Source organism: Streptomyces caniscabiei (genome assembly GCF_014930365.1).
Taxonomy (GTDB): domain Bacteria; phylum Actinomycetota; class Actinomycetes; order Streptomycetales; family Streptomycetaceae; genus Streptomyces; species Streptomyces caniscabiei.
Map to the genome: position 1 here is coordinate 93,568 of NZ_JABXWI010000006.1, position 22,255 is coordinate 115,822.

General features: G+C 71.0%; 21 protein-coding genes. 12 read left to right on the plus strand and 9 right to left on the minus strand.

Annotation, left to right across the window (positions count from 1 at the left end; genetic code table 11):
- Positions 1-47 precede the first annotated feature (47 nt).
- The 12 genes from HW837_RS17910 to HW837_RS17965 all read left to right on the plus strand — a co-directional run bounded on the left by HW837_RS17910 (position 48) and on the right by HW837_RS17965 (position 11,081).
- Complete coding sequence (locus HW837_RS17910) at positions 48-1,667, plus strand: CpaE/TadZ family protein (protein ID WP_045559185.1); 1,620 nt, start codon at positions 48-50, stop codon at positions 1,665-1,667.
- 368 nt (positions 1,668-2,035) lie between these two features.
- Positions 2,036-2,356, plus strand: a complete 321-nt coding sequence (locus HW837_RS17915; protein WP_078853613.1) for a TadE/TadG family type IV pilus assembly protein — start codon at positions 2,036-2,038, stop codon at positions 2,354-2,356.
- 105 nt (positions 2,357-2,461) lie between these two features.
- Positions 2,462-3,802 carry a TadA family conjugal transfer-associated ATPase gene (locus tag HW837_RS17920; RefSeq protein WP_060885357.1) on the plus strand — a complete coding sequence of 447 codons (1,341 nt, stop codon included), beginning with the start codon at positions 2,462-2,464 and terminating at the stop codon, positions 3,800-3,802.
- 29 nt (positions 3,803-3,831) lie between these two features.
- Positions 3,832-4,788 carry a type II secretion system F family protein gene (locus HW837_RS17925; protein WP_045559177.1) on the plus strand — a complete coding sequence of 319 codons (957 nt, stop codon included), beginning with the start codon at positions 3,832-3,834 and terminating at the stop codon, positions 4,786-4,788.
- A 19-nt stretch (positions 4,789-4,807) separates the two neighbouring features.
- On the plus strand, positions 4,808-5,719 hold the full coding sequence (locus HW837_RS17930; RefSeq protein WP_193380967.1) for a DUF5936 domain-containing protein: 912 nt from the start codon (positions 4,808-4,810) through the stop codon (positions 5,717-5,719).
- A complete protein-coding gene (locus HW837_RS17935; protein WP_093791675.1) occupies positions 5,719-7,209 on the plus strand; it encodes a sensor histidine kinase in 1,491 nt (496 codons plus the stop codon). The genes HW837_RS17930 and HW837_RS17935 overlap by 1 nt, the downstream gene beginning before the upstream one ends.
- On the plus strand, positions 7,202-7,972 hold the full coding sequence (locus HW837_RS17940; protein ID WP_193380948.1) for a response regulator transcription factor: 771 nt from the start codon (positions 7,202-7,204) through the stop codon (positions 7,970-7,972). Before HW837_RS17935 ends, HW837_RS17940 begins: the two co-directional genes overlap by 8 nt.
- A gap of 105 nt (positions 7,973-8,077) precedes the next feature.
- Positions 8,078-8,293, plus strand: coding sequence for a hypothetical protein (locus HW837_RS17945; RefSeq protein ID WP_060883462.1), 216 nt, complete (start codon positions 8,078-8,080; stop codon positions 8,291-8,293).
- A 53-nt stretch (positions 8,294-8,346) separates the two neighbouring features.
- The gene (locus HW837_RS17950) at positions 8,347-8,907 is read left to right on the plus strand and encodes a pilus assembly protein TadG-related protein (protein WP_234379438.1); all 561 of its coding nucleotides are present in this window, start codon (positions 8,347-8,349) and stop codon (positions 8,905-8,907) included.
- Between the two features lie 15 nt (positions 8,908-8,922).
- Positions 8,923-9,519: a hypothetical protein gene (locus HW837_RS17955; RefSeq protein ID WP_193380947.1), complete on the plus strand. Its 597-nt coding sequence runs from the start codon at positions 8,923-8,925 to the stop codon at positions 9,517-9,519.
- 2 nt (positions 9,520-9,521) lie between these two features.
- The gene (locus tag HW837_RS17960) at positions 9,522-10,190 is read left to right on the plus strand and encodes an OmpA family protein (protein WP_193380946.1); all 669 of its coding nucleotides are present in this window, start codon (positions 9,522-9,524) and stop codon (positions 10,188-10,190) included.
- A gap of 327 nt (positions 10,191-10,517) precedes the next feature.
- Entirely contained in the window at positions 10,518-11,081 is a 564-nt protein-coding gene (locus HW837_RS17965) for a dihydrofolate reductase family protein (protein WP_193380945.1), read from the plus strand.
- Here HW837_RS17965 and HW837_RS17970 read toward each other — a convergent pair.
- The 9 genes from HW837_RS17970 to HW837_RS18010 form a co-directional block, all read right to left on the minus strand.
- Positions 11,078-12,502 carry an AI-2E family transporter gene (locus tag HW837_RS17970; RefSeq protein ID WP_237270248.1) on the minus strand — a complete coding sequence of 475 codons (1,425 nt, stop codon included), beginning with the start codon at positions 12,500-12,502 and terminating at the stop codon, positions 11,078-11,080. The two genes, HW837_RS17965 and HW837_RS17970, sit on opposite strands and share 4 nt — an antisense overlap.
- Before the next feature lie 165 nt (positions 12,503-12,667).
- Positions 12,668-13,390 carry an aggregation-promoting factor C-terminal-like domain-containing protein gene (locus HW837_RS17975; protein WP_177262074.1) on the minus strand — a complete coding sequence of 241 codons (723 nt, stop codon included), beginning with the start codon at positions 13,388-13,390 and terminating at the stop codon, positions 12,668-12,670.
- Positions 13,391-13,785: 395 nt separating this feature from the next.
- Complete coding sequence (locus HW837_RS17980; RefSeq protein ID WP_045559168.1) at positions 13,786-15,111, minus strand: PhoH family protein; 1,326 nt, start codon at positions 15,109-15,111, stop codon at positions 13,786-13,788.
- A gap of 326 nt (positions 15,112-15,437) precedes the next feature.
- Positions 15,438-16,211: an isoprenyl transferase gene (locus HW837_RS17985; protein WP_045559167.1), complete on the minus strand. Its 774-nt coding sequence runs from the start codon at positions 16,209-16,211 to the stop codon at positions 15,438-15,440.
- 614 nt (positions 16,212-16,825) lie between these two features.
- Entirely contained in the window at positions 16,826-17,605 is a 780-nt protein-coding gene (locus HW837_RS17990; RefSeq protein WP_093791663.1) for a class I SAM-dependent methyltransferase, read from the minus strand.
- 215 nt (positions 17,606-17,820) lie between these two features.
- The gene (gene ahpD / locus HW837_RS17995) at positions 17,821-18,354 is read right to left on the minus strand and encodes an alkylhydroperoxidase, AhpD family (protein ID WP_045559165.1); all 534 of its coding nucleotides are present in this window, start codon (positions 18,352-18,354) and stop codon (positions 17,821-17,823) included.
- Positions 18,355-18,426: 72 nt separating this feature from the next.
- Positions 18,427-20,790 carry an ABC transporter permease gene (locus tag HW837_RS18000; protein ID WP_193380943.1) on the minus strand — a complete coding sequence of 788 codons (2,364 nt, stop codon included), beginning with the start codon at positions 20,788-20,790 and terminating at the stop codon, positions 18,427-18,429.
- Entirely contained in the window at positions 20,787-21,491 is a 705-nt protein-coding gene (locus HW837_RS18005) for an ABC transporter ATP-binding protein (protein ID WP_045559163.1), read from the minus strand. Before HW837_RS18005 ends, HW837_RS18000 begins: the two co-directional genes overlap by 4 nt.
- Entirely contained in the window at positions 21,488-22,012 is a 525-nt protein-coding gene (locus tag HW837_RS18010; protein WP_045559260.1) for a PadR family transcriptional regulator, read from the minus strand. Before HW837_RS18010 ends, HW837_RS18005 begins: the two co-directional genes overlap by 4 nt.
- Positions 22,013-22,255: the final 243 nt, after the last annotated feature.

Genomic DNA, 22,255 nt, shown 5'->3' on the forward strand with positions numbered 1-22,255 from the left:
GCGTACGAGATCCCCTCGCCCTCCGCACCACGAACGGGGATCCGCCGATGACCATCCGCATCCTCCCCGCCGCCGGCGACGTCGACTCGGCCCGCGCGCTCACCACGCTGCTCGGCCAGCTCGCCGACGCGGAACCGGCCCCGCCCGTCTCCGACTCCACCGCGCTGCTGGACACCCTGGCGCGGCTGGCCGCCGACTCGCTGGACGAGCTGCCCGAGGTGGTGCTGGTCCACGAACGGATCGGCCCGGTACCGGCGCTGGACCTGGTCCGCGACCTCGTCCTGCGCTTCCCTGCCGTCGGCGTCGTGCTCGTCACCTCCGACACCAGCACCGGCGTCCTCACCGCCGCCATGGACTCCGGCGCCCGGGGCATCGTCCAACTGCCCCTCTCCTACGAGGCCCTCGCCGAGCGCGTCCAGGCCGCCGCCGCCTGGTCGGCCGGCATGCGACGCCACCTCGGCAGCGCGACACCCGAGCTGTACGCGGGCCCCGGCGGCACCGTCGTCACCGTCAGCGGGGCCAAGGGCGGCGTCGGGGCCACCGTCACCGCGGTCCAGCTCGCCCTCGCCGCCCGCGCGTCCGGCCGTACGGTCGCCCTTCTCGACCTCGACCTCCAGTCGGGGGACGTGGCCTCGTACCTGGACGTGCAGTTCCGCCGCTCGGTCGCCGACCTGGCCGGCATCCAGGACCTCAACCCCCGGGTCCTCCAGGAGGCCGTCTACGCCCACGACACCGGTGTCTCCCTCCTCCTCGCCCCCGCCGAGGGCGAACGCGGCGAGGAGGTGACGGACCGGGTGGCCCGCCAGGTGGTGGCCACCCTCCGCTCCCGGCACGACGTGGTGGTCGTCGACTGCGGCTCCCAGATGACCGCGGCCACGGCGGCGGCCGTCGAGATGGCCGACCAGGCCCTGCTCCTCGTCACCCCCGACGTCATCGCCGTCCGCGCCGCCAAACGCATGGTCCGCCTCTGGGACCGCCTCCAGATCCGCAAGGCCGAGGAGACGCTGACGGTCGTCAACCGCCTCTCGCGCGCCACGGAGATCCAGCCGGCCCTGGTCGAGAAGGTCACCGGCACGAAGGTGGCCCGCGCCGCCGTCCCCGCCGCCTTCAAGGAACTCCAGTCCGTCGTCGACGCGGGCCGCCTCCAGGACCTCGACGCCCGCTCGGTCGTCAAACAGGCCCTCTGGGCCCTCGCCGGCGAACTGGAACTCGTCGCCGCCCCGGACCACAACCACCACGGCGGCCGGCGCCGCAAGTCCGCCGCCGACCGGGGCGCCCTCGTCCTGCGTCGCAAGGGCGGCGACCGGGGCTCGGCGACCCTCGAGTTCGCCGGCATGCTCCCGCTGATCCTGATCACCATGACGATCCTCTGGCAGGCGGCCCTCTACGGCTACACCTACTCCCTCGCCGGCAACGCCGCCGACGAGGCCGCCCGCGCCGCCACCGCCGCGTACGCGGTCGACGGCGACATCGCGGGCGCCTGCGAAGCCGCGGGCAGCGCCCACCTCCCCGGTGCCTGGAGCGACACGTCCATCGACTGCGCCCCCGCCGGCCCCGTCATGCGCGCCGAGGTCCAGGCCAACGTCCCCCTCTTCTTCCCCGGCTTCGACACGGGCTGGACGGTCGACGGCGAGGCGGGCGCGGCGTTGGAGGGCGACACACCATGACCCGCACCCGCCCGACCACCGGGACCGCGGCTGAACACGTACGCCCGCTTACTGCGACTGTTGCCCTGAGCCCGACCGCAGGGAAGGGACCGCAGCCCGGACGGCGGGTCGGCCGCGCACGGCGAGAAGGGGGCGTGCCGGGGGGTGTCCGCCCGCAGCGGTTGGCGCGTCGACAGCCCGCACCTCCCAGCCGACCGATTCCGCGCCGTTCCGAGGACGGACACCCCCCGGCGCGCCCCCGACCCACCCCCCAAGCCCGGGCGCACCCCGAACGCACAGGCGACGGCCCCACCCCTCGCACCCGGCCGACCCCCCCACCCACGGGCCGCCGCCCCACCCCCCGCTGGAACGACCGCGGCTCCTCCATCCTGGAGTTCGCCGGCTTCCTCCCGATCCTGCTCCTCGTCGGCATGGCGGCGATCCAGCTCGGCCTGATCGGCTACGGCATCAGCCAGGCGGGCTCGGCGGCCCGGGCCGCCGCCCGCGCCGAGTCCCTGCAACCCGGAACCGGCGGGGCCGCCGGCGCCGCCGCGGCGAGCGCGTGGCTGAACCCCTCGGTCGACCCCGGAGGCGGCGGCACGGACACGATCACCGCCACGGTCGTCGTCACCGTCCCCTCCGTGATCCCCCTCTTCGACCCGGTCCCCGTCGAACGCTCGGCCACCATGCCCAACGACCTCGACCCCTGACCCGAGCCGCACCCCGACCCCCACCCACCGACCCAAGCCCACCACCCCCGACCCGCACCACCCACCGCCCCAAGCCGCCCCCCCCCGAGAGGAGTTGACGACAAGATGAGCCTGCGATCCCGTATCGCCGCCCCCGACGAGGGGGGAGCCGGGCGCGAGGACGGACACCTCGTGGCCGTCTACCGCGCCAAGCTCCTCGAAGAGATCGACCTGGCCGAGATGTCGGCCCTGACCGCCGCAGACCGCAGGGCCCGCCTGGAACGCGTACTCGGCCACATCATCAGCCGGGAGGGCCCGGTCCTCTCCTCGGGCGAGCGCTCCGGGCTCATCCGCAGGGTCGTCGACGAGGCCCTGGGCCTCGGCGTCCTCGAACCCCTCCTCGCCGACGCCTCGATCACGGAGATCATGGTCAACGGCCCCGACTCGATCTTCGTGGAACGAGCCGGCCGCGTAGAACAACTCCCCCTACGCTTCGCCTCCACCGACCAGCTGATGCAGACGATCGAACGCATAGTCTCGACCGTCAACCGTCGCGTCGACGAGTCGAACCCCATGGTCGACGCCCGCCTCCCCACCGGCGAGCGCGTCAACGTGATCATCCCTCCGCTCGCCCTCACCGGCCCCACCCTCACCATCCGCCGCTTCCCCCGCGCGTACACCCTCCCCGAACTCATCGACCTCGGCTCCCTCGACGAGCAGATGCTGATGCTCCTCGCCGCCTTCGTCCGAGCCCGCTTCAACGTCATCGTCAGCGGCGGTACCGGCACCGGAAAGACGACCCTCCTCAACGCCCTCTCCGGCCTGATCCCACCCCGCGAACGCATCATCACCATCGAGGACTCGGCCGAACTCCAGCTCCAGCAGGAACACGTCATCCGCCTGGAGTCGCGGCCCGCCAACATCGAGGGCAAGGGCCAGATCACCATCCGCGACCTGGTCCGCAACTCCCTGCGCATGCGCCCCGACCGCATCATCGTCGGCGAGGTCCGCGGCGGCGAGACCCTTGACATGCTCCAGGCCATGTCCACCGGCCACGACGGCTCCCTCGCCACGGTCCACGCCAACTCCGCCGAGGACGCCCTCATGAGGCTCCAGACCCTCGGCTCGATGTCCGAGGTCCTCATCCCCTTCGAGGCCCTCAAGGACCAGATCAACTCGGCCGTGGACGTGGTCGTCCAGCTGACCCGCTTCGCCGACGGCTCCCGCAAGGTCACCGAGATCGCCCTGCTCGTCTCGCACGGCCGCGAACAGTTCCGCATCGCCACCGTCTCCCGCTTCGCCCCTGACCCCCTCGGCGCCGACCGTGTCGTCCACGGTCGCTTCGAGCACCTGCCGATACCCCGGCCGATCGCGGAGAAGCTGTACGTGGCCAACGAGCCGCTGCCGCCCGCGTACGGCGTGGCCGAGGCCATCGACCCGCTCAACATCCGCCAGGCCATCGGATAGCCGAGAGCCCCGAGGAGGTAGGACCGACCATGGCGACCACCGACACCACCACCCTGCTGGCGCTCGGCGCCACCGTCCTGGGCGGCACCCTCGCCGTCGCGGGCGCGCACGCCTACGCCTCCGGCCGCGCCCAGGCCCAGGCCCTCGTCGACCGTCTCGCCGGACAGCAGGGCGGCCCCCCGCGCACGGCGGCGGGCCGGGTACGGCGCTTCACGGCCGTCGACCGCCGTCTGCGCCGCACCCGGCTGGGCCGCGCCATCCACCTCCGGCTGACCACGACCGGACTGGACCTGACGACGGGGGAGTTCGCGACCTACGTGGCGATGGTCGTCGTGGCGCTGTGGCTGATCGCCGCCGCCACCCTGGCCCCCTTCTTCGGCCCGATCGCGGGCGCCGTCGGTGTCTGGGCGGCCGCCATCTTCCTCAACTGGCAGCGCCAGAAACGCATCGAGGCCTTCATCAACCAACTCCCCGACGTGGCACGCCTCCTGGCCAACGCCACCGCCGCCGGCCTGGCCCTGCGCACGGCCCTGGCGATGGCGGCGGAGGAGCTGGAGGCCCCCGCCGGTGAGGAACTGGCCCGGGTCGCCGACCAGTTGGCGCTCGGCCGCTCGGTGGACGACGCCCTCGGCGAACTCGCCGAACGCCTCCCCTCCCGCGAACTGATCGTCCTCGTCACCACCCTCGTCCTGTCCAACAAGGCGGGCGGCACGGTGGTCAGTTCCCTCCGGAACCTCACCCAGACGCTGGAGGACCGGAAAGAGACCCGCCGCGAGGTCCGCACGATGCTCTCCGAGGTCAACGCGACGGCCTTCACCGTCCCCCTCCTCGGCGTCGGCTCGCTCCTCCTGATCAACTCCTCGAACGACGGGGCTCTGGCCCGGGTGACCGGCTCGCCCCTCGGCCAACTGCTGGTCCTGATCTCGATCGGCCTCTACACGATCGGCTTCTTCGTCATCCGCCGCCTCGGCAAGATCGAAGTATGAGAAGGCCCCGGTGACCGACATGACGACCTCGACGCCCTCCGTCCTCCCGCTCGTCCTGGCCCTGCTGATGGCGATCTCCGTGGCGGGCGTCCTCCTGGGCATCCGCATGATCCGCGCCGACGCGAAACTCCCCGGCGACCTGGCCCTCGCCCTGGAGGTGGGCGCCACCCGCGTCTCCAAGACGGGTTCGGCGGTCGACCGCCTGGGCATGCGCTTCGCGCCCCTCGTGCTGCGCCTCATGGGCCCGCGCCGGGTCGAGGCCAAACGCCACCGCATCGACATGGCGGGCAACCCCGGCGGCCTCACCCTCAACCGCTACGCCGCCCGCCGGGCCGTCTACGGCTTCTTCGGCGCCTTCATGGGCCTCGTCTTCCTCACCAGCGGGCGCCCCCTGTTCGCCGCGTTCACCTTCGCCTTCGGTCTCCTCGCCGCCGACGCGGCGATCTGGCAGGCCATCCGCGAACGCAAGGACGTCATCGACCGCACGCTGCCGGACTTCCTGGACGTCCTGGCCGTGGTCGTCTCGGCGGGCCTGGGCTTCCGTCAGGCCCTGGACCGGGTGGCGGAGAAGTACGAGGGTCCCTGGGCCGACGAACTGCGCATCACCCTCCGCCAGATGGACATGGGCGTCAGCCGCCGCCAGGCCTTCGACGAACTCCGCAGGCGCAACTCCTCCGAACAGGTGGCCCAGTTCGTCTCGGCGCTCCAACAGGGTGAGGAGCTCGGCTCTCCCATCGCCGAGACCCTGATCCAACTGGCCGCCGACATGCGCCGCACGGACGCGCAGAACGCCCGCCGCCGAGCGGCCCGCACCATCCCCAAGGCCACCCTCGTCACCCTCGTCTTCATGCTCCCGGCCACGATGATCCTCATCGCCACGGGCATGTTCCTGGGCTCGGGAACGAACTTCGGCGACATCCTGGGCCGCTGATGAACCCCTCGAGCCCTGAAGGCCTCCCGCTCGCCCCCTCCTGCGGGCAATCGTGCCGCTGGGGCGATGGGGAGGGTGGGCGCGGGCGGCGCCTCGCAACCGCCGAGCAGCGGAACCCGCCCCCGCCCGGCCCCGGCGAGGGCACGCCCGCGCAGCCACCGCCCGGCCCCGACGCGAACCCCACCTCCGGCTATCTCGCCGACGACGTCACACCCCCCGCCACCCTCCGCCTCCAGCTCAACGCCCTCCAGGCCCTCGCCCGCCAGACCTTCGCCGTCCGCCTCACGATGCTCGCCATCGGCACCCCGTTCGCCATGGCCAACACCACGGACGGCACCCCGACCCACGCCGTACTCATCGCCGCCGTCCTCGGCATCACCGTCTCGTACGCCATGCTCAGGGACTGGTACCGCTTCGCCCCGCGCCTCCTCGCCCACCCCACCCTCATGGCCCTGGACCTCCTCTTCGGCGCGGTCCTCCTCGTCACCGCCTCCCCGGCCTCCCCCCTCGCCTACGCCACGGTCTGCACCCCCCTCCTCTCCGGCCTTCTCTACGGCTGGCGCGGCGCCGGCGTCCTCACCGGCCTCCAACTCGCCGTCCTCCTCACCGTCCACCGCGCCTGGGAACACCACCCCGGCGCGGGCGCCAGCACCCTCCTCGTCGCCGGCTTCTGCGTCGCCGCCGGCATCATCGGCGTCACCCTCCGCAACCTGATGTTCCGCTTCGGCACGGCCACCCAGGCGCTCGCCGAAGCCACCTCCCGCCTGGCCGTCGCGGAGGCCGTGGAGTCCGAGCGCGCCCGCCTGGCACGCGACCTCCACGACTCGGTGGCCAAGACCCTCCACGGCCTCGCCCTCGCCGCCGACGCGCTGGCGACCTCGGCGGACCGCCCCACCCCGGACCCGGCCCATCTCAGACAACAGGCCGGCCTGGTCGCGTCGGCGGCCCGCCGGGCCGCGGCCGAGTCCCGCGACCTCCTCACGGACCTACGCCGCCACACCGACCTGACGACGCCCGCCCCGCCCACCGATCTGACGGCCGAACTGACGGCGAGGGCGGCGGACTTCGCCTCCCGCACCTCGATCCCCACCCGGGTGACGCACCCCGGCGAGGCGCCCCCGCCCCTCCCGCCCGAGACGACCCGCCACCTCCTCGCGATCACCGCGGAGGCCCTGGAGAACATCCACCGCCACGCCCACGCGACCACGGCGGAGATCTCCCTGACGACCACGCCGGACACGCTCCACCTCACGATCAAGGACGACGGCGTGGGTCTGCCGCCCGCCCTCACCCTCGAAGAAGCGCAAAGTTCCGGCCACTTCGGTCTCCTGGGCATGGCGGAACGAGCGGCCCGCACGAACGCGACGCTCCACCTGCGCTCGACCACCCCGGGCACGGAGGTGACCCTGACCCTCCCGCTGCCGGTCAGCGATCCCCAGCCCACCCCACTCACCTCCCTCACCCCTCGACAGGAGGCCGCTCATGCCTGACCAGCCGCAGGCACGCCCCGGCCCACCCCTCCGCGTACTCGTCGCGGACGACAACCCGGTGGTCCGCGCCGGCCTCACGGCCCTGCTGGACGCGCACCCCGACATCACGGTCGTGGCCCAGGCCACGAACGGTGAGGACGCGGTGCGTGAAGCGCGCCGCCACCGCCCGGACGTCGCCCTCCTCGACGTCCGCATGCCGGGCACGGACGGCCTGACCGCGCTCCCCGAACTGGCCGCGCTCTGCCCCGTGATGATGCTGACCTACAGCACGGAGCCCGAGGTGGTGACCGAGGCCCTGCGCCGTGGCGCCTCCGGTTACCTGGTCCACGGCGAGTTCACGGCCCCCGAACTGATGACAGCGGTACGGGATCTGCGGGAGGGGCGCCCGACCATCTCCGCGACTGTCTCAACTTCACTCGGCGTTTCCTACGAACCTTCACACGAAAGTCACGGCCACGCTTCGCACATGCAACCATCTATGGCACAGTCGTCGAAGTCCGGCCCCACCCGCGCGACCACACCGCCCCGCCACGCCTTCGACCGTGTCAACCGCCCGTCCTTCGGCCTGAGTTCAAGAGAGGTGGAGGTGATGGACCTCATCGCGTCCGGCATGAACAACCGTCAGATCGCCGCCACCTGCTTCATCAGCGAGAAGACGGTCAAGAACCACATCAACAGCATCTTCGCGAAACTGCACAGCTCGACACGCAGCGAAGCGATAGCCCACTGGCTGGGCACCACGCCGGACGGATGGCCCCGATGACCCCACCCCCCGACAAAAGTTGGGCCCCCGGACCCACCCCCCGTACGTGCCGTCTCACGTACGGTGATCCGGTTGGTGTCGGCATCGCGCGGGAAGGCAACCGCCATGAAGGTGAAACACCGTTTCGAGACCTGGTGGACCACGGTCACCACCCGCATGCGCGGCAAGGACCGGGACGCGGGCGCGGGGTTCGTGGAGTACGCGGGCATCATGATCATCGTCGCGGGAATCTTCGTGATGATCGACGGGCTGGGATTGGACGGGGCCATCTCGGGGGCGATCATGGACGCGGTCGAGACCGTTACCGGCGGGGGCGGCTGATCGCGGAACGCCTCCGAGGCGATAGGGGATCGACCCTTCCCATCTACATCTGGTTGACGGCCATCCTGCTCTTCGCGGCGTTGGCCTTCTTCGCGTTCGCCCAGGCTGCCTCCGCCCGCAACGGCGCCCAATCGGCAGCGGACGCCGCAGCGCTGGCCGCTGCGCAGGAAGCGCGGGAGGAACTGCTGCTCGACCTCGGTGACGCCATCGACGCCGGCGACAAGGACTGGTTGGACTGGTTGGACCTGCCCGCCGAGCAACTCCCCGCAGACGAGGCCACTCTCGCGGCCGAGCAGCTGGCCGCAGCCAACAATTCGACCGTCCAGGGCGGTGCCGTAGTCACCGAGGTGGGCGGCTTCCCCGGCTTCCAGGTCGCGGTCGAGACGGACTACACCGTCGGCGATTCGATCATCCCGGGAACCGAGAGCCTGACGGCTGTGGCGCGGGCCACGGCCATCATCCAGCCGCGCTGCGACTTCGACGTGTCTGCGGACCCCGAGAAGCCTGTCGCCCTGGACTGCGACGGCCAGCCGGTTGACATCGATCCCGGAAATTTCGATCCGGACGACCTTCCCGACGCGTCCGTGATGTTCTCTGTGCGTCTGGCTGATTGAGAGGAAGTTGTTCCCATGAAGTTCCGGTACACCATGAAGAGCCGGATGGCTCTGACCACGGTGACGATCGCCACCGGGCTGGTCCTCACGGTGGCCGGTTGCAGTGGAGGAGAGGGCGGCACCTCGTCGGACGCCAAGTCGCCCTCCTCATCCTCCGAAAAGTCTGATGGGGGCGACGACAAGCAGGAGACCGAGACGGAGGTCGCGGACTCGGTGCTGGCCGAGGTCAAGGGCGAAAACGGCCTGACCCTGGTGGTCTCGGCCGCCGGTCGGGACGCCGGGGGGTTCGTGACTGTGGAAGGCACGGTCACGAACAACACGGGCGGTCGCTGGATGGCGGTGGAGTGGCGCGGCGACGAAAGGGAACTGGCGAAGAACGGCGGTTCCCTTGCCGGCGCCAACCTCGTCGACCAGGCAGGGAAGAAGAAGTACCTCGTACTGCGCGACACATCGGGCCGGTGCCTGTGCACCCAGTTCTCGGGCGGAGTGCGGGACGGTGAAAGCGCCCACTGGTACGCCCAATTCCCCGCACCCCCCGAAGACACCACCTCCGTAGACTTCCAGGTCGGCTCCATGCCCCCCGCCACCATCGAGCTCTCCGAGGACGAGTGACCATGGCCGTCCTCACCCCACGGGCCACCGCGGCCCTCGTCGTGCTCGCCGCCCTCACCCTCGGCGTGCCCTCCCAGACCGCCGCCGCCGACGACCCGAGCGAACCCCCGGGCACCGTCACCACGTCCCCGCCCCCGGAGGTCGACGCGAACAGCCCGGGCCTGAAGCTCGCCCAGGGGGCCACCCTCGCCCCCGCCAAGGTCCTGGACATCAAGTCCGTCGTGGAGGACCTCGGCGGCGAGGAGCGCCGCGAGGACACGAACGAGAACGTGACGTTCGCCCTCCAGGCCGAGGTCCTCTTCCCCAGGGACAGCGCGAAACTCAACCCCCAGGCCCGCTCCCGGATCCAGGCCATCGCGGAGGAGATCAAGAAGCAGAGCGCGGGCACGGTCCGCGTCTTCGGCTTCACCGACAACCTCGGTTCCTACGCCCACGGCCTGACCCTCTCCAAGAAACGCGCCGAGGCCGTCCACGACCTCCTCGCCGCCGACCTGGGCGGCAACATCACCTTCGAGGTGCGCGGCTACAGCGAGGACTACCCGATCGCCGACAACTCCTCGGAGGAGGGTCGCAAGAAGAACCGCCGCGTCGAGGTCTCCTTCCCCCGCACCACAGCCGACCCCGAGAGCACCTCAGACACAGCCTCAGACACCGGCGGCGACGAGAGCTGATCCCACGCGACCGTCGCCGCCCTCGCTCCGGCAGCGAATCCCGTACGCCCCAGAGCCGTTCCCGGGGCCGCCGCTCGATGACCCGGGAACGTACGCGCGTGGTACCGGGCTCAGCGCGGTCAGCCCGTCGGGCGACCGGCGCGCCCGTCGACGTCGGCACCGCCGTCGACAAGGGCCTGCCTCGAACGCCCATCCGAAGCGCCCTGGGTCGATACGCCGACACGGGCGACCGGCTTCCCCACCGCGACCCACGTCCGTGCGCCCGCCCCCCACACGAGCGATCCTCTCCCTCACAAGCCCGTACACCCTGTGCCACTGAGAGGCCCCATGCGCAAGCTCGTCCTGATGATGTCCGTGTCCCTCGACGGCTACATGGAGGGCCCCGACCGCGAGATCGACTGGCACCTGGTCGACGACGAACTGCACACGCACTTCAACGACGTCCTCCGGGAGATGGGCGTCTTCCTCGAAGGCCGTGTCACCTACGAGCTGATGGACGCCTACTGGCCCACGGCCGACCGGGACCCCGACACCCCGCGTGCCGTCGCCGACTTCGCCGAGATCTGGCGGAACAAGCCGAAGCTGGTCTACTCCCGCACCCTGCGGCACGGGGACCGGCACACGACGATCGTCCGGGACATCGTCGTGGAGGACATCGAGGCGCTCAAGGCACAGGACGGCGGTGACCTGGTCGTGGGCGGCGCCGAACTGGCGGCCCAGTTCATGCGGCACGACCTGGTCGACGAGTACCGCGTCTACGTCCACCCCGTGCTCCTGGGCGCCGGCAAACGGCTCTTCCCGGCAGCCGACGCCGCGACCCCGACCGGCCTGCGCCTGGTAGAGACCCGCACCTTCGGCAACGGAGTGGTCCTCCTGCGCCACCAACGCTAAGAGTTGCTGTCGTACAGGTCCCGCCCGTGCTCGTCCGCGTACGCCCGTAGCGACCCCACCACCGTGTTGGTGACCGCGACCAGCGGTACGGCCACCACCGCGCCGCCGATGCCCGCGACCATGCCACCGGCGGCGACCGCGAGGACGACGGCCAGGGGATGCACCCGGACGGCCCGGCCGAGGATGAACGGCTGGAGGATGTGCCCCTCGATCTGCTGCACGGCGAGCACCACGACCAGCGTCATGACGGCCGTGAACACGCCCTGGGTCACCAACGCCACCACGACTGCCAGCGCGCCCGAGACGACCGCACCCACCAGCGGGATGAAGGAGAACAGGAAGATGAACACGGCCAGCGGGACCGCCATCGGCACGTTCAGGAAGTAGATCCCCAGGCCGATGAAGATCGCGTCGATCAGCGCCACGACCACCGTGCCGCGCACGTACGCGGTCAACGTCCGCCAGGCACGCGGCCCCGCGTCGGCGACACCCGGCCGGGCCGCCGTGGGCACCAGTTTCAGGGCCCACTGCCAGATCCTCTTGCCGTCGTACAGGAGGAACAGTGTGGAGAACATCGTCAGGAGGATGCCGGTGAGCGCCTCGACGATGACGGTCACGCCCTCCAGTCCCGCCGAGGTGATCGTGTCCGTGTTGTCGCTGACCGCCTCGCGGAGGTTCTTGGCGATGTCGTTGATCTGGTTCTCGGTGACGTGGAACGGGCTGTCGAGCAGCCAGCGCTGCAACTCGTCGATGCCGTCCTGGATCTGGTCGGAGAGATCGTCGATGTTCTCCATGACCTGCCACGTGACGAACCAGCCGATCAGTCCCATGACGATGAAGCCGAGGGCGGCGGTCAGCGCCGTGGCGAGGCCGCGCGGTACGCCGAGCCGGGACAGCCGTGCCACGGTCGGCTGGAGCACGGCGGTGACGAGCAGCGCGGCGGTGAACGACAGCACCAGCAGCCGTACCGAGCTGATGACCCGCATCAACACCCAGACGGTGCCCGCGAGCACGAGCAGCCGCCATCCGGCCTCGGCCGCCACCCGCATCCCCCACGGCACGGCCGACGCGGGATCCGGACGGGAGTAGAGGAGGGGGGTGGTCGTCGCCCGGCTCGTCGAACCCGTGGTTCCGGGGGAACCCGCGTCATCCGTAGGGCCGGTGGAGCCGCCCGCCTCGGCCGGTGAATCGGCGCCGCGGGCCCCAGCGGTCGCGTCGGTGCCGCCGGCCCCGGACTCGGCCCTGCTCCCGCTCCCGCTCCCGCTCCCGCTCTCGCTCTCGCCGGAGACGGTCCGGCCGCCCGAGCCCACCTCGGAGTCCTCGGCCTCCGCCTCCATCTCCGCCCGGCGTCGCTCCAACCGCTCGCCCCATCCGCTCAGTCCGGCGCCGAGCCGGCCGAGCCATCCTGGAACTCGCGACATCATCCGTCCTCTTCCCCCGTCGCTCCTGTGGGTCACCACTCCTCCCGGAGGCCGCGTCACCACCCGGGGCTTTCGACCGTACATGCCCGAAGCCCCCCACCAAAGGACGGTGGAGGGCTTTACGGGGTTGAGCGGCGGGCGGGTGTCACCGCGTCGCCGACCGGCCTAGTACCAGTGGTTGGCCTGCCAGAACGACCAGGCCTCGCACGGGCTACCGTAGCGCGATTCCATGTAGTTCAGGCCCCACTTGATCTGCGTGGCCGGGTTGGTCTGCCAGTCGGAACCGGCGGACGACATCTTGGAGCCGGGCAGCGCCTGGAAGAGACCGTAGGCACCCGAGGAGGGGTTGACGGCCTTGTAGTTCCAGGTGGACTCGTGGTTCACGATGTTGCTGAAGCACGTCCACTGGTCGCTGGCCACGACCGCCTTCGCCATCGCCTGGATCTCGGCGATGGTGTACGAGCTCTGCGTGGGGATGTCACCGAGCGAGCCGGCGGCAGCGGACTTCGACTCGGCCTCGGCCGCTGCCGCTTCCTTCGCCTTGCGCTCCTGCTCGGCCTTCTCCGCCGCCTTCTGCTTGTCGATCGCGTCCTGGGCCGCCTTCTTACGGGCGGTCTCCTCGGCGTCCTTGCGGGCGCTCGCGTCGGCGGCGACGGCCTGGGCGTCGGCCTGAGCAGTCAGGGACGCGGTCTGCACCTGGGCCTGCTGGCCCACGGGTATGTCGGCGAGCAACGTGGTGTCGTTCGCGACCGCCTCGGCGTCGTCAGTGGTCTGGGCGGTGCTGCCCGAGGCAACTCCGACGACACTGCCGACTGCGGTGACCGCGGTGGCCGAGGCCACTGCGAATCCCCGGACCGAAATCCGGCTCACACGGTTTCCTTCCAGCATCGCCCGCCTCGGTGACCCTGGCGGACGCAATCGTGCCCCTGACGCTGGCCTCCCAACTGCGGGGTCACGGAGGCGCGGGCCCGACGGGCAACTCCCTTGCGGAAGCGCCGTGTGGTGCTCGGGCGGCATACGACGACGCTGTGGAGTTGACCTGATGCTGCTGTGGTTCCGTACCGCTGGGGGTACAGGTGTGTCGTATGCGGGGCCTGACAGAAATGAGACTCTGCCGTAACCCGACACCGGGAGGCAATTCAGTGGTGAGTGTGAAAGCTCACACCTCGTTTGACGCCGGAGATTCCAGGAAACCCCCACACGCCGAGGCGCCGCCCGGCTAGGCTGCTGAGCCTTTTGCCGGACGGCGCCCGGGAATTGGGGCCGAACCCGTGGTGTCGGGGTTAAATCTGCCCGTCCTCCAGCATTTCGGTCACAAGGGCCGCGATCTGGGACCGTTCGGACCTCGTCAAGGTGACGTGGGCGAAGAGCGGGTGGCCCTTCAGCTTCTCCACCACGGCGACGACACCGTCGTAGCGACCGACGCGCAGGTTGTCGCGCTGGGCGACGTCATGGGTCAGAACGACCCGTGAATTCGCCCCGATCCGGGACAGAACGGTCAACAGGACGTTCCGCTCCAGGGACTGCGCCTCGTCCACGATCACGAACGCGTCGTGCAGGGAACGGCCGCGGATGTGGGTGAGCGGCAGCACCTCCAGCATGCCGCGGGCGGTGACCTCCTCGATGACCTCGCGGCTGGTGACCGCGGACAGCGTGTCGAAGACCGCCTGCGCCCAGGGGCTCATCTTCTCGGACTCGGAACCGGGCAGATAGCCGAGCTCCTGCCCGCCCACCGCGTACAGCGGCCGGAAGACCATCACCTTCTGGTGCTGGCGCCGTTCGAGCACGGCCTCCAGACCCGCGCACAGCGCGAGCGCCGACTTGCCGGTGCCGGCCCGGCCTCCCATGGACAGGATGCCCACGTCCGGGTCGAGCAGCAGATCCAGCGCGATGCGCTGCTCGGCGCTGCGCCCCTTGATGCCGAACGCCTCCCGGTCGCCGCGCACCAGACGGATGTTGCCGTCGGGCGTCACCCGGCCGAGCGCCTTGCCGCGCTCCGACTGGATGGTCAGGCCGGTGTGGACGGGGAGCGTGCTCGCCTCGGGGACGTAGATCGACCCTTCCTCGAAGAGGATGTCGACCTGTTCGCCCGGCAGGGTCAGCTCGGACATCCCGGTCCACCCGGAGGCGTCCGTGATGGCCAGCTCCGCGCGGTACTCCTCGGCGAGGAGGCCCACGGAGGACGCCTTGATCCGGAGGGGGAGGTCCTTCGACACCACCGTGACGTCGAAGCCCTCGGCCTGCAGATTGCGGGCGACCGCGAGGATCCGGGAGTCGTTGTCCCCCAGGCGGTAGCCGCTCGGCAGCACGCTGGGATCCGAGTGGTTGAGCTCGACCCGCACGGTGCCGCCGAGGTCCCCGATCGGGATGGGGGCGTCGAGGCGGCCGTGCCGGACCCGGAACTCGTCGAGCAGGCGCAGGGCCTGCCGGGCGAAGTAGCCGAGTTCGGGATGGTGCCTTTTCGCCTCCAGCTCCGTGACCACCACGATCGGCAGCACGACTTCGTGCTCGTCGAAGCGGCTCAAAGCATTCGGGTCGGCCAGCAGGACGCTGGTGTCGAGAACGTAGGTGCGCCGGTCTGGCATGCGGCGCTTTGTGCTGGTCACCACGGAAGGACGTACCCCCTCGGATGAGGTCGGGGAGCGACGAGAACGAACTGGGCCGGTCGTTGGCCCCGTTGCACGGGCCGGTGACCGGCCCTCCGCTGCTTCGTCCGTGCTGTGACCGCACGATCGGGCTGGTGCAAAGGGCCTCCCGGGCGGACGGCCCCGAGCCGCCCGCTGAGATCCGACACCCGTGGTTCGGGCGTCGACCTGACTGGCTTATGCCCTCGAACACGCGCCGCCATGCCAAGCGGTACGACGGCGTCCCGGTGAACTCCTCGTTACTTCTGTCCCGGTGAGCGTGGTGCACACCTCGCGTGGGGTGCGGAAGCTCAGCCTCCGTAGCGCCGGTGTCGCGCCGCGTAGTCCCGCAGGGCGCGCAGGAAGTCCACCTTCCGGAAGGCCGGCCAGAAGACGTCACAGAAGTAGTACTCGGAATGGGCGGTCTGCCAGAGCATGAATCCGGACAGCCGCTGCTCGCCGCTGGTGCGGATCACCAGATCCGGGTCGGGCTGGTCGACGGTGTAGAGGTGGCTGCCGATCAGGTCCACGGAGACCTTCTCGGCGAGTTCCTCCATCGAGGCGCCCCGGTCGTGCGCGTCCTGGATCATCGAGCGGACGGCGTCGGCGATCTCCTGGCGCCCGCCGTACCCGATGGCCACGTTGACCAGTATCCCGTCGACGTCCGCGGTGGCCTCCTCGGCCTCCTTGAGCGCGCGCTGCATCCCGGGGGAGAGCAGGTCCAGCGCCCCCACGTGGTGCACGCGCCAGCGGCCGTCGGCGGCGAGGGAGCGGACGGTGTCCTCGATGATCCCGAGCAGCGGGACGAGCTCTTCCTTCGGGCGGTTGAAGTTGTCGGTGGAGAGCAGCCAGAGCGTGACGACCTTCACGTCCGTCTCGGTGCACCAGCCGAGGAACTCCTCGATCTTGTTCGCCCCCGCCTGGTGGCCCTGCACCGTGGTGGAGCCCGCGGCCTTCGCCCAGCGGCGGCTGCCGTCCACGATCACGCCGATGTGCTCGGGCACCTGGGCGTGGTCGAGGTGGCCCTCGACCCTGCGTGCGTAGACCTTGACCAGCAGGCCCCGCAGTGTGTCGCGCAGGTTCACGTCTTCCAGCCCCTCCGATGCGGTGGCAGTCCCCTAGGTTGGCAGAGCCTACCGGGGCTGGAGGCCAACTGCGCCAAGGGGTGTGCGGGGTCGGGCCGCGCCCGGGGCCCTTGGTGCGGCCTCTTCGGAGGGCCGTCTTCCGGGCAGAAAAAACGGGCCGGTCCGTGGGGGGGAGACGGACCGGCCCGAGGGGGGGTTTCCACCATAACCCTTTGTGAGTGATGCTGCGTGCATCGGCGTGCCACAACTACTCTCCGCAGCCGGACGACCGCGCGGCGGTGAGTGCGGAAGCGTTCATTCAGGGTGTGATCGAGGGGTGATCATGGCCGAATCCCGGTGGATTCCAAGGGAGAATGGAGGAATCCCGGCGGGAATGTGGGGTTTGCGTATCGTTGTGCGACTTCCGGGGAGAAGCGCCTCGACGCCCCCGTACGGGTGAAGCGCGGGCGGAACGCGCGCTTGACGTCGAGAAGTGGGTACCCGGCTTCGCGCAGCCCCCTCCACTGCGCGAGGCCGTGCCGCGCAGCTTTGCTCACGCGAATTACCTTGGTCTGAACCTACGCGAGTAGACCCGGGTAAGCCAAGCCGCGGGCGATAACGATGTGGACACCGGCTCAGCCGGCCGACGGCCTCCGGGCCTCGAACAGCTGGCGGGCGCTGTGCGCGACGAAGGGGCCCTCGGCCTCGATCCGCTCGTGCAGGGAGCGGAGCCGGGGGAGATACGCCTCGACGGTGAAGCCGGGCACCATCCAGACGACCTTCTTCAGGAAGTGCACGACCGCGCCGATGTCGTGGAACTCCATCCGCAGCCGCTCGGCCCGCAGATCCACGATCTCCAGGCCGGCCGCCTCGGCGTCGGCGCGTTCCCGGTCCGGGTGGCGGGCGTTCCGGTTCTCCTCCGGCAGCGGGCCGGTGAAGTGCTCGACCAGCTCGTAGACGCTGCTCGGCCCCACGTGCTGCGCGAAGTACGTGCCGCCGGGCCGCAGCACCCGGGCGATCTCCGCCCAGCGCGCACGCACCGGGTGCCTGCTGGTGACCAGGTCGAACGCCCCGTCGGCGAACGGCAGCGGCGCGTCCTGGTCACTGGCCACCACCACCGCACCCCGGGGGTGCAGCAGCGCCGTCGCCTTCGCGACGTTCGGCGGCCACCCCTCCGTGGCCACGGTCACCGCCGGAAACCGGGCGGCGGAGGCGAGCACCTCACCGCCCCCGGTCTGGATGTCCAGCGCCGCCGAGGCCCGCCCGAGCCGCTCGGCCATCCCCCGCGCGTACCCCCACGACGGCCGCGCCTCCGTGGCCCGCCCCTGGAACCACGAGAAGTCCCACCCCTCGGTGGGCACGGCATCGCCCTCGGCGACGAGCTCTTCGAAGGTGGGGGAGGAGGGGGAGGTCATGGGGCCTGATTTTCCCCAGCGACGAAGCGATCGGCGACCGGTTTTCCGGGGCCTGAAGGGCAGTGGGCGAAGCCCCTGTCCCTTCAGGGGCGCGGGGAACTGCGCGACCAGCCCCCTCCGACCCGCGGTCGCCCCACAACTACACCCTCCGAGCTCTCAGGCGATTCCGGCCACCCGCCGTGAGGCACACGCGCCCTACTCGGAGAGAACCGCCCCTACTCGGAGAGAACCGCCTCCGCCTCCACCGTGACCCCCACCGCCTGCACCACCGAAGCGACCCGGAACGCCTCCTGCACGGTCTCCCGGCTCACCCCGGCCTCGCGCAGCACCCGCTCGTGCGAGTCCAGACACGCCCCGCACGCGTTGATCGCGGACACGGCCAGCGCCCAGAGCTCGTAGTCGACCCGTTCCACCCCGGGACCACCGACGGCCTTCGTCCGCAGCCCCGTCCGCAGCGCGCCGTACTCGTGGTCGGACAGCAGATGCCGGGTCCGGAAGAAGACGTTGCTCAACGCCATCGCCGCGGCCGCGGACTTCGCCGCGGTGTACGCCTCCGACGACAGCCGCGCCCGCGCCTCCGGTGCCAGCTCGCGCAGCACGATCGCCGAACGCGAGGCGATCGCCGTGGCCAGCACCGTGCCCCACAACCGCTGCGCCGACAGCCGCGAGTCGCCGAGGACGGCGTCGAGGTTCCGGCGGAGGTCCCCCGCGTACTCCGGAATCAGGGACCTCAAGGTGTCGAGCGACATGGCGTCCTCACTCCCGGTGGGCGGCCGACGGGGTCCAGTGTGGCGGTGCCGCGGGGTCCCCGCGGCACCGGCCTACTCCGTACGCAGCCCCTCCGGCCGCATCATCCTCAGCAGCGGCGGCATGCTCAGCGCCGTGACGAGGACGACGACGCCCGCGCCGATGCCGGCCATGGACAGCACTCCCGACCAGTCGACGGACACCCCGACGTTCGTCATCCGCAGCAGGACCGCGCCCAGGGTCACCCCGACCGTCGAGGCGAGGACGAGGCCGAGGGCGATGGGGATCGTCGTCTGCCACAGCACGGACAGGCCCAGGGTGCGACGCCGGGTGCCGAAGGCGACCAGCGCCGACAGCAGCTTCCTGCGTTCGCGCAACTGCTCCAGCTGGGAGACCAGCAGGCTCGCGCCGATCAGGGTGAGCACGGCGGCGGCACCGACCAGCAGTCCGGTGCGGATGTCCGCGAACTGGTCCACCCGCCTCGTCAGCTCCCACTCCCAGGTCCGGATCAGCGGATCGACCGCCACGGCCGCGTTGCGCACCTCGTCGAGCGCGTCCGGCACCCGGGGGTCGGTCCGCACGTAGACCGTGCCGTAGAACTCCTTCTCGGTGTTCGCCGGCAGGGCGCCCGGGGTGACCAGCAGCCCGTACGTCCCGCTCCGCAGGGGGTCGGCGCGCTCCGGCACCCCGCGTATCTCGGTCGGCAGCTTCCAGGCGATCTCGGCGCCCTGTTCGTCGCCGGTGTAGGTCGGGTCGAAGTAGACCGTGTTCCCGGGCTCGGCCAGCTCCGCCGCGGCCGGGTCCTCCAGGTTCTCCAGGGACTCCATCCGGAAGACGTCGCCGTCGCGGCAGGAGGAGATCTTCGCCAGTTCGCGCAGCGTGGCGCAGTCGCCGAGGGTGATCTCCGTCGCCGCCTCGGGGTCCTTGGCCGTGGCGGCGACGGTCGCGCTGGAGAGCGTCGCGGTGGTCTGCGCTCCCCTGGCCCGCTTCAGCTTCTCGCTGACGACGTCCACCCGGGCGTCGTCGGGCAGGGCGAGCTCCAGCTGCGCCCGCGCGGTGTCCTGCCCGGTCGGCACCTCGTACCGGCCCTCGATGCCGGAGAACAGCATCTGCAGGGCGATCGCGCCGGCCACCGCCACCGCGATGCCGTTGACCATGCGGGCCGCCGTACCGCTGCTCAACTGGAGCCTGCGGACGGCCAGTTGCCAGGAGACGGCGCCGGAGCCCAGCCGGGCGACGAATGCTTCGACGACCCATGGCAGCAGCGCGGTGATGCCGAACAGCAGCAGCACGACACCGCCGATCACCATGTACTCGTTGAAGTCCCCGTTCTCCGCGCCCTGGCCGATCATCGGGTAGAGCAGGGCGAGACCGCCGAGCGGCGGCAGCAGCCGCCACCAGAGCCTGCGGCGCGGCGGCCGGGCCGTGCGCACCACGCCGAGCGGCTCGATGACGACACCGCGCAGCGCGAACAGCGTGACGAGGACGGCGGCGGCCGGCACAGCGAGCGCGACCAGCAGGGCCAGACCGGGGGAGGGGTTGAGGTCGCTCGGGAACACGCTGATGTCGAAGACCTCGACGGAGCCGGCGACCTCCCTGCCGAGCATGAAGAAGCCGGCGCCGAAGACCAGCCCCAGCAGGGAGCCCGCGAGCGCCTCGCCCGCCGCGATCCGACGAGTCATCCGCCCGTCGGAGCCGACCAGCCGGAGCGCCGCCAGCCTGCGGTCGCGCCGCTCGCCGCCGAACCGTACGGCCGTGGCGATGAAGACCGCGACCGGCATCAGCAGCACCACGAAGACGACCAGGGTGAGCAGCACGAGGATCGGGTCGACCTCGTCCTCGTCGGGCGCGCCGGTGGTGTCCGTCCCGAACGCGTCGATCCGGGCCACCACCGAGCCGTCGACGCGGTCGGCGATCCCCTCGGCCCCCGCGTAGTAGGCGAGGTCGGTCGAGCCGATGAGCCCGGCCTGGCCGATGGTGCCCACCGTCTCGTACGGCAGCCGCTCGCGCAGGAGCTTCCCGGCGTCGGACTTCAGCAGGTCGGACAGGGCGGGGGAGACGACCATCTCGCCCGGCGCGGGGAACTCGGCGACCCCGGGCGGCAGCGGGGCGCCCGCGCCCTCGGGTTCGAGAAGCCGTCCCCGGATCTCCTGCTGCCGGTACTCGGTGTCGGTGTCGGCGATGACCAGACTCTTGCCGGTCGGCTTCGACTGGGGCTGGAGGTAGCCGATCCCCCGGTCCTGCCGGGCCTCCTCGCGGATCTCCCGCGCCGACAGCACGTTCGGCACCGCCGCGGTGAGCAGCAGCAGTGCCACCCCGAGGCCCACCCCGACGGCGGTGAGCAGGGCCCGCACCCACCCCTCACGGCCCCCGGTGAAGGTGAACCGCACCCCCATAGCCAGGTCCCGGTACCACTGGCGGAACACGGCGGTGCTCATACGACGCGCTCCATGTCCCGGGACTTCCCGTCGCGTACGACGATCTCGCGGTCGGAGTACGCGGCCACCCGTGCCTCGTGCGTGACCAGGACGACGGCGGCGTTGGTGGACCGGGCGGCCTCGGTGAGCAGCTCCATCACCCGCTCGCCGTTGAGGGAGTCGAGCGCGCCGGTGGGCTCGTCCGCGAAGAGCACCCGGGGGCCGGTGACCAGGGCCCGCGAGACGGCGACCCGTTGGCCCTGGCCGCCGGAGACCTCACCGGGACGTTTGCGGGCGAGGTCGTCGACCTCCAGGCGCTCCATCCAGCCGAGGGCGGTCCGCTCGGACTCCTTGCGGGAGGCGCCGTTCAGCCGCAGCGGCAGGGCCACGTTCTCCACACACGTCAGTTCCGGCACGAGCTGGCCGAACTGGAAGACGAACCCGAACTCGCTGCGCCGGAGCGCGCTGCGCTGGGCGTCGTTCATGGAGGCCATCTCGCGGCCGTTGTAGGTGATCGAGCCCGAGTCGGGCGGCACGATCCCGGCGAGACAGTGCAGCAGCGTCGACTTGCCGGAGCCGGAGGGGCCCATCACCGCGACGACCTCGCCGGGGTGGATGGAGAACCCGGCGCCGTCCAGCGCGGTGGTCGGGCCGTAGGCCTTGCGCAGGTCGGTCGCGACGAGGAGGGAACCGGCGGGGGCCGGCGAGAAGGCCGGGTTCACCGGGTCACCGCCTCGGCCAGCTTGCCCAGTCGGGCGGCGGTCAGCTCCAGCCATCGCAGATCGGCCTCCAGGTGGAACAGGGCGTGGTCGCAGATCAGCTGGTCGGCCAGGTCGCCCTTGCGCTTGCGGTCGGTGAGGATGCGCATCATGCGCAGGTGCTCGGAACGCTGGGTGTCGAGGATGTCGGCCGCGTCCCGGTCGGTGAGCAGGGCGAGGACGACCTTGGTGTAGAGGGTCGACTGCAGATACGGCTCGGGCTTCTCGGGCGTCGCGAGCCACCGCTGGACATCGGTGATGCCGGCCTCGGTGATCGCGTACCGCTTGCGCTCGGGTCCGCCGCCGGGCTCGATGCCGTCGACCTCGACGAGGCCGTTCTTCAGCAGCCGCGACATCGTCGAGTAGACCTGGCCGTAGTGCAGTGGCCGGTCGTGACCGAACTTCTCGTCGAAGGCCCGCTTCAGGTCGTAACCGTGTCGGGGCCCGGACTCCAGGAGTCCCAGGAGGGTGTGACCGATGGACATGAGCACGACTGTACACACGGGGTATACACCGCACGTATACATACCGTGTATAGGTGCCCTCCGGGGGTGAAGGGGGCCCTGGTCAGAGCCGATTGTCACGGTTCTGTCACCGACGCCGTCGGAAACTCATGGGTCGGGTGGGGCAACCATCGCCCCCGCTGGCACGTCCGTTCCGGTGGGATGAGGTCTGTGACCGCGCGCAGCGCGTGCGCTTTGTCACGTCGCCACTGAGCGGACCGACTC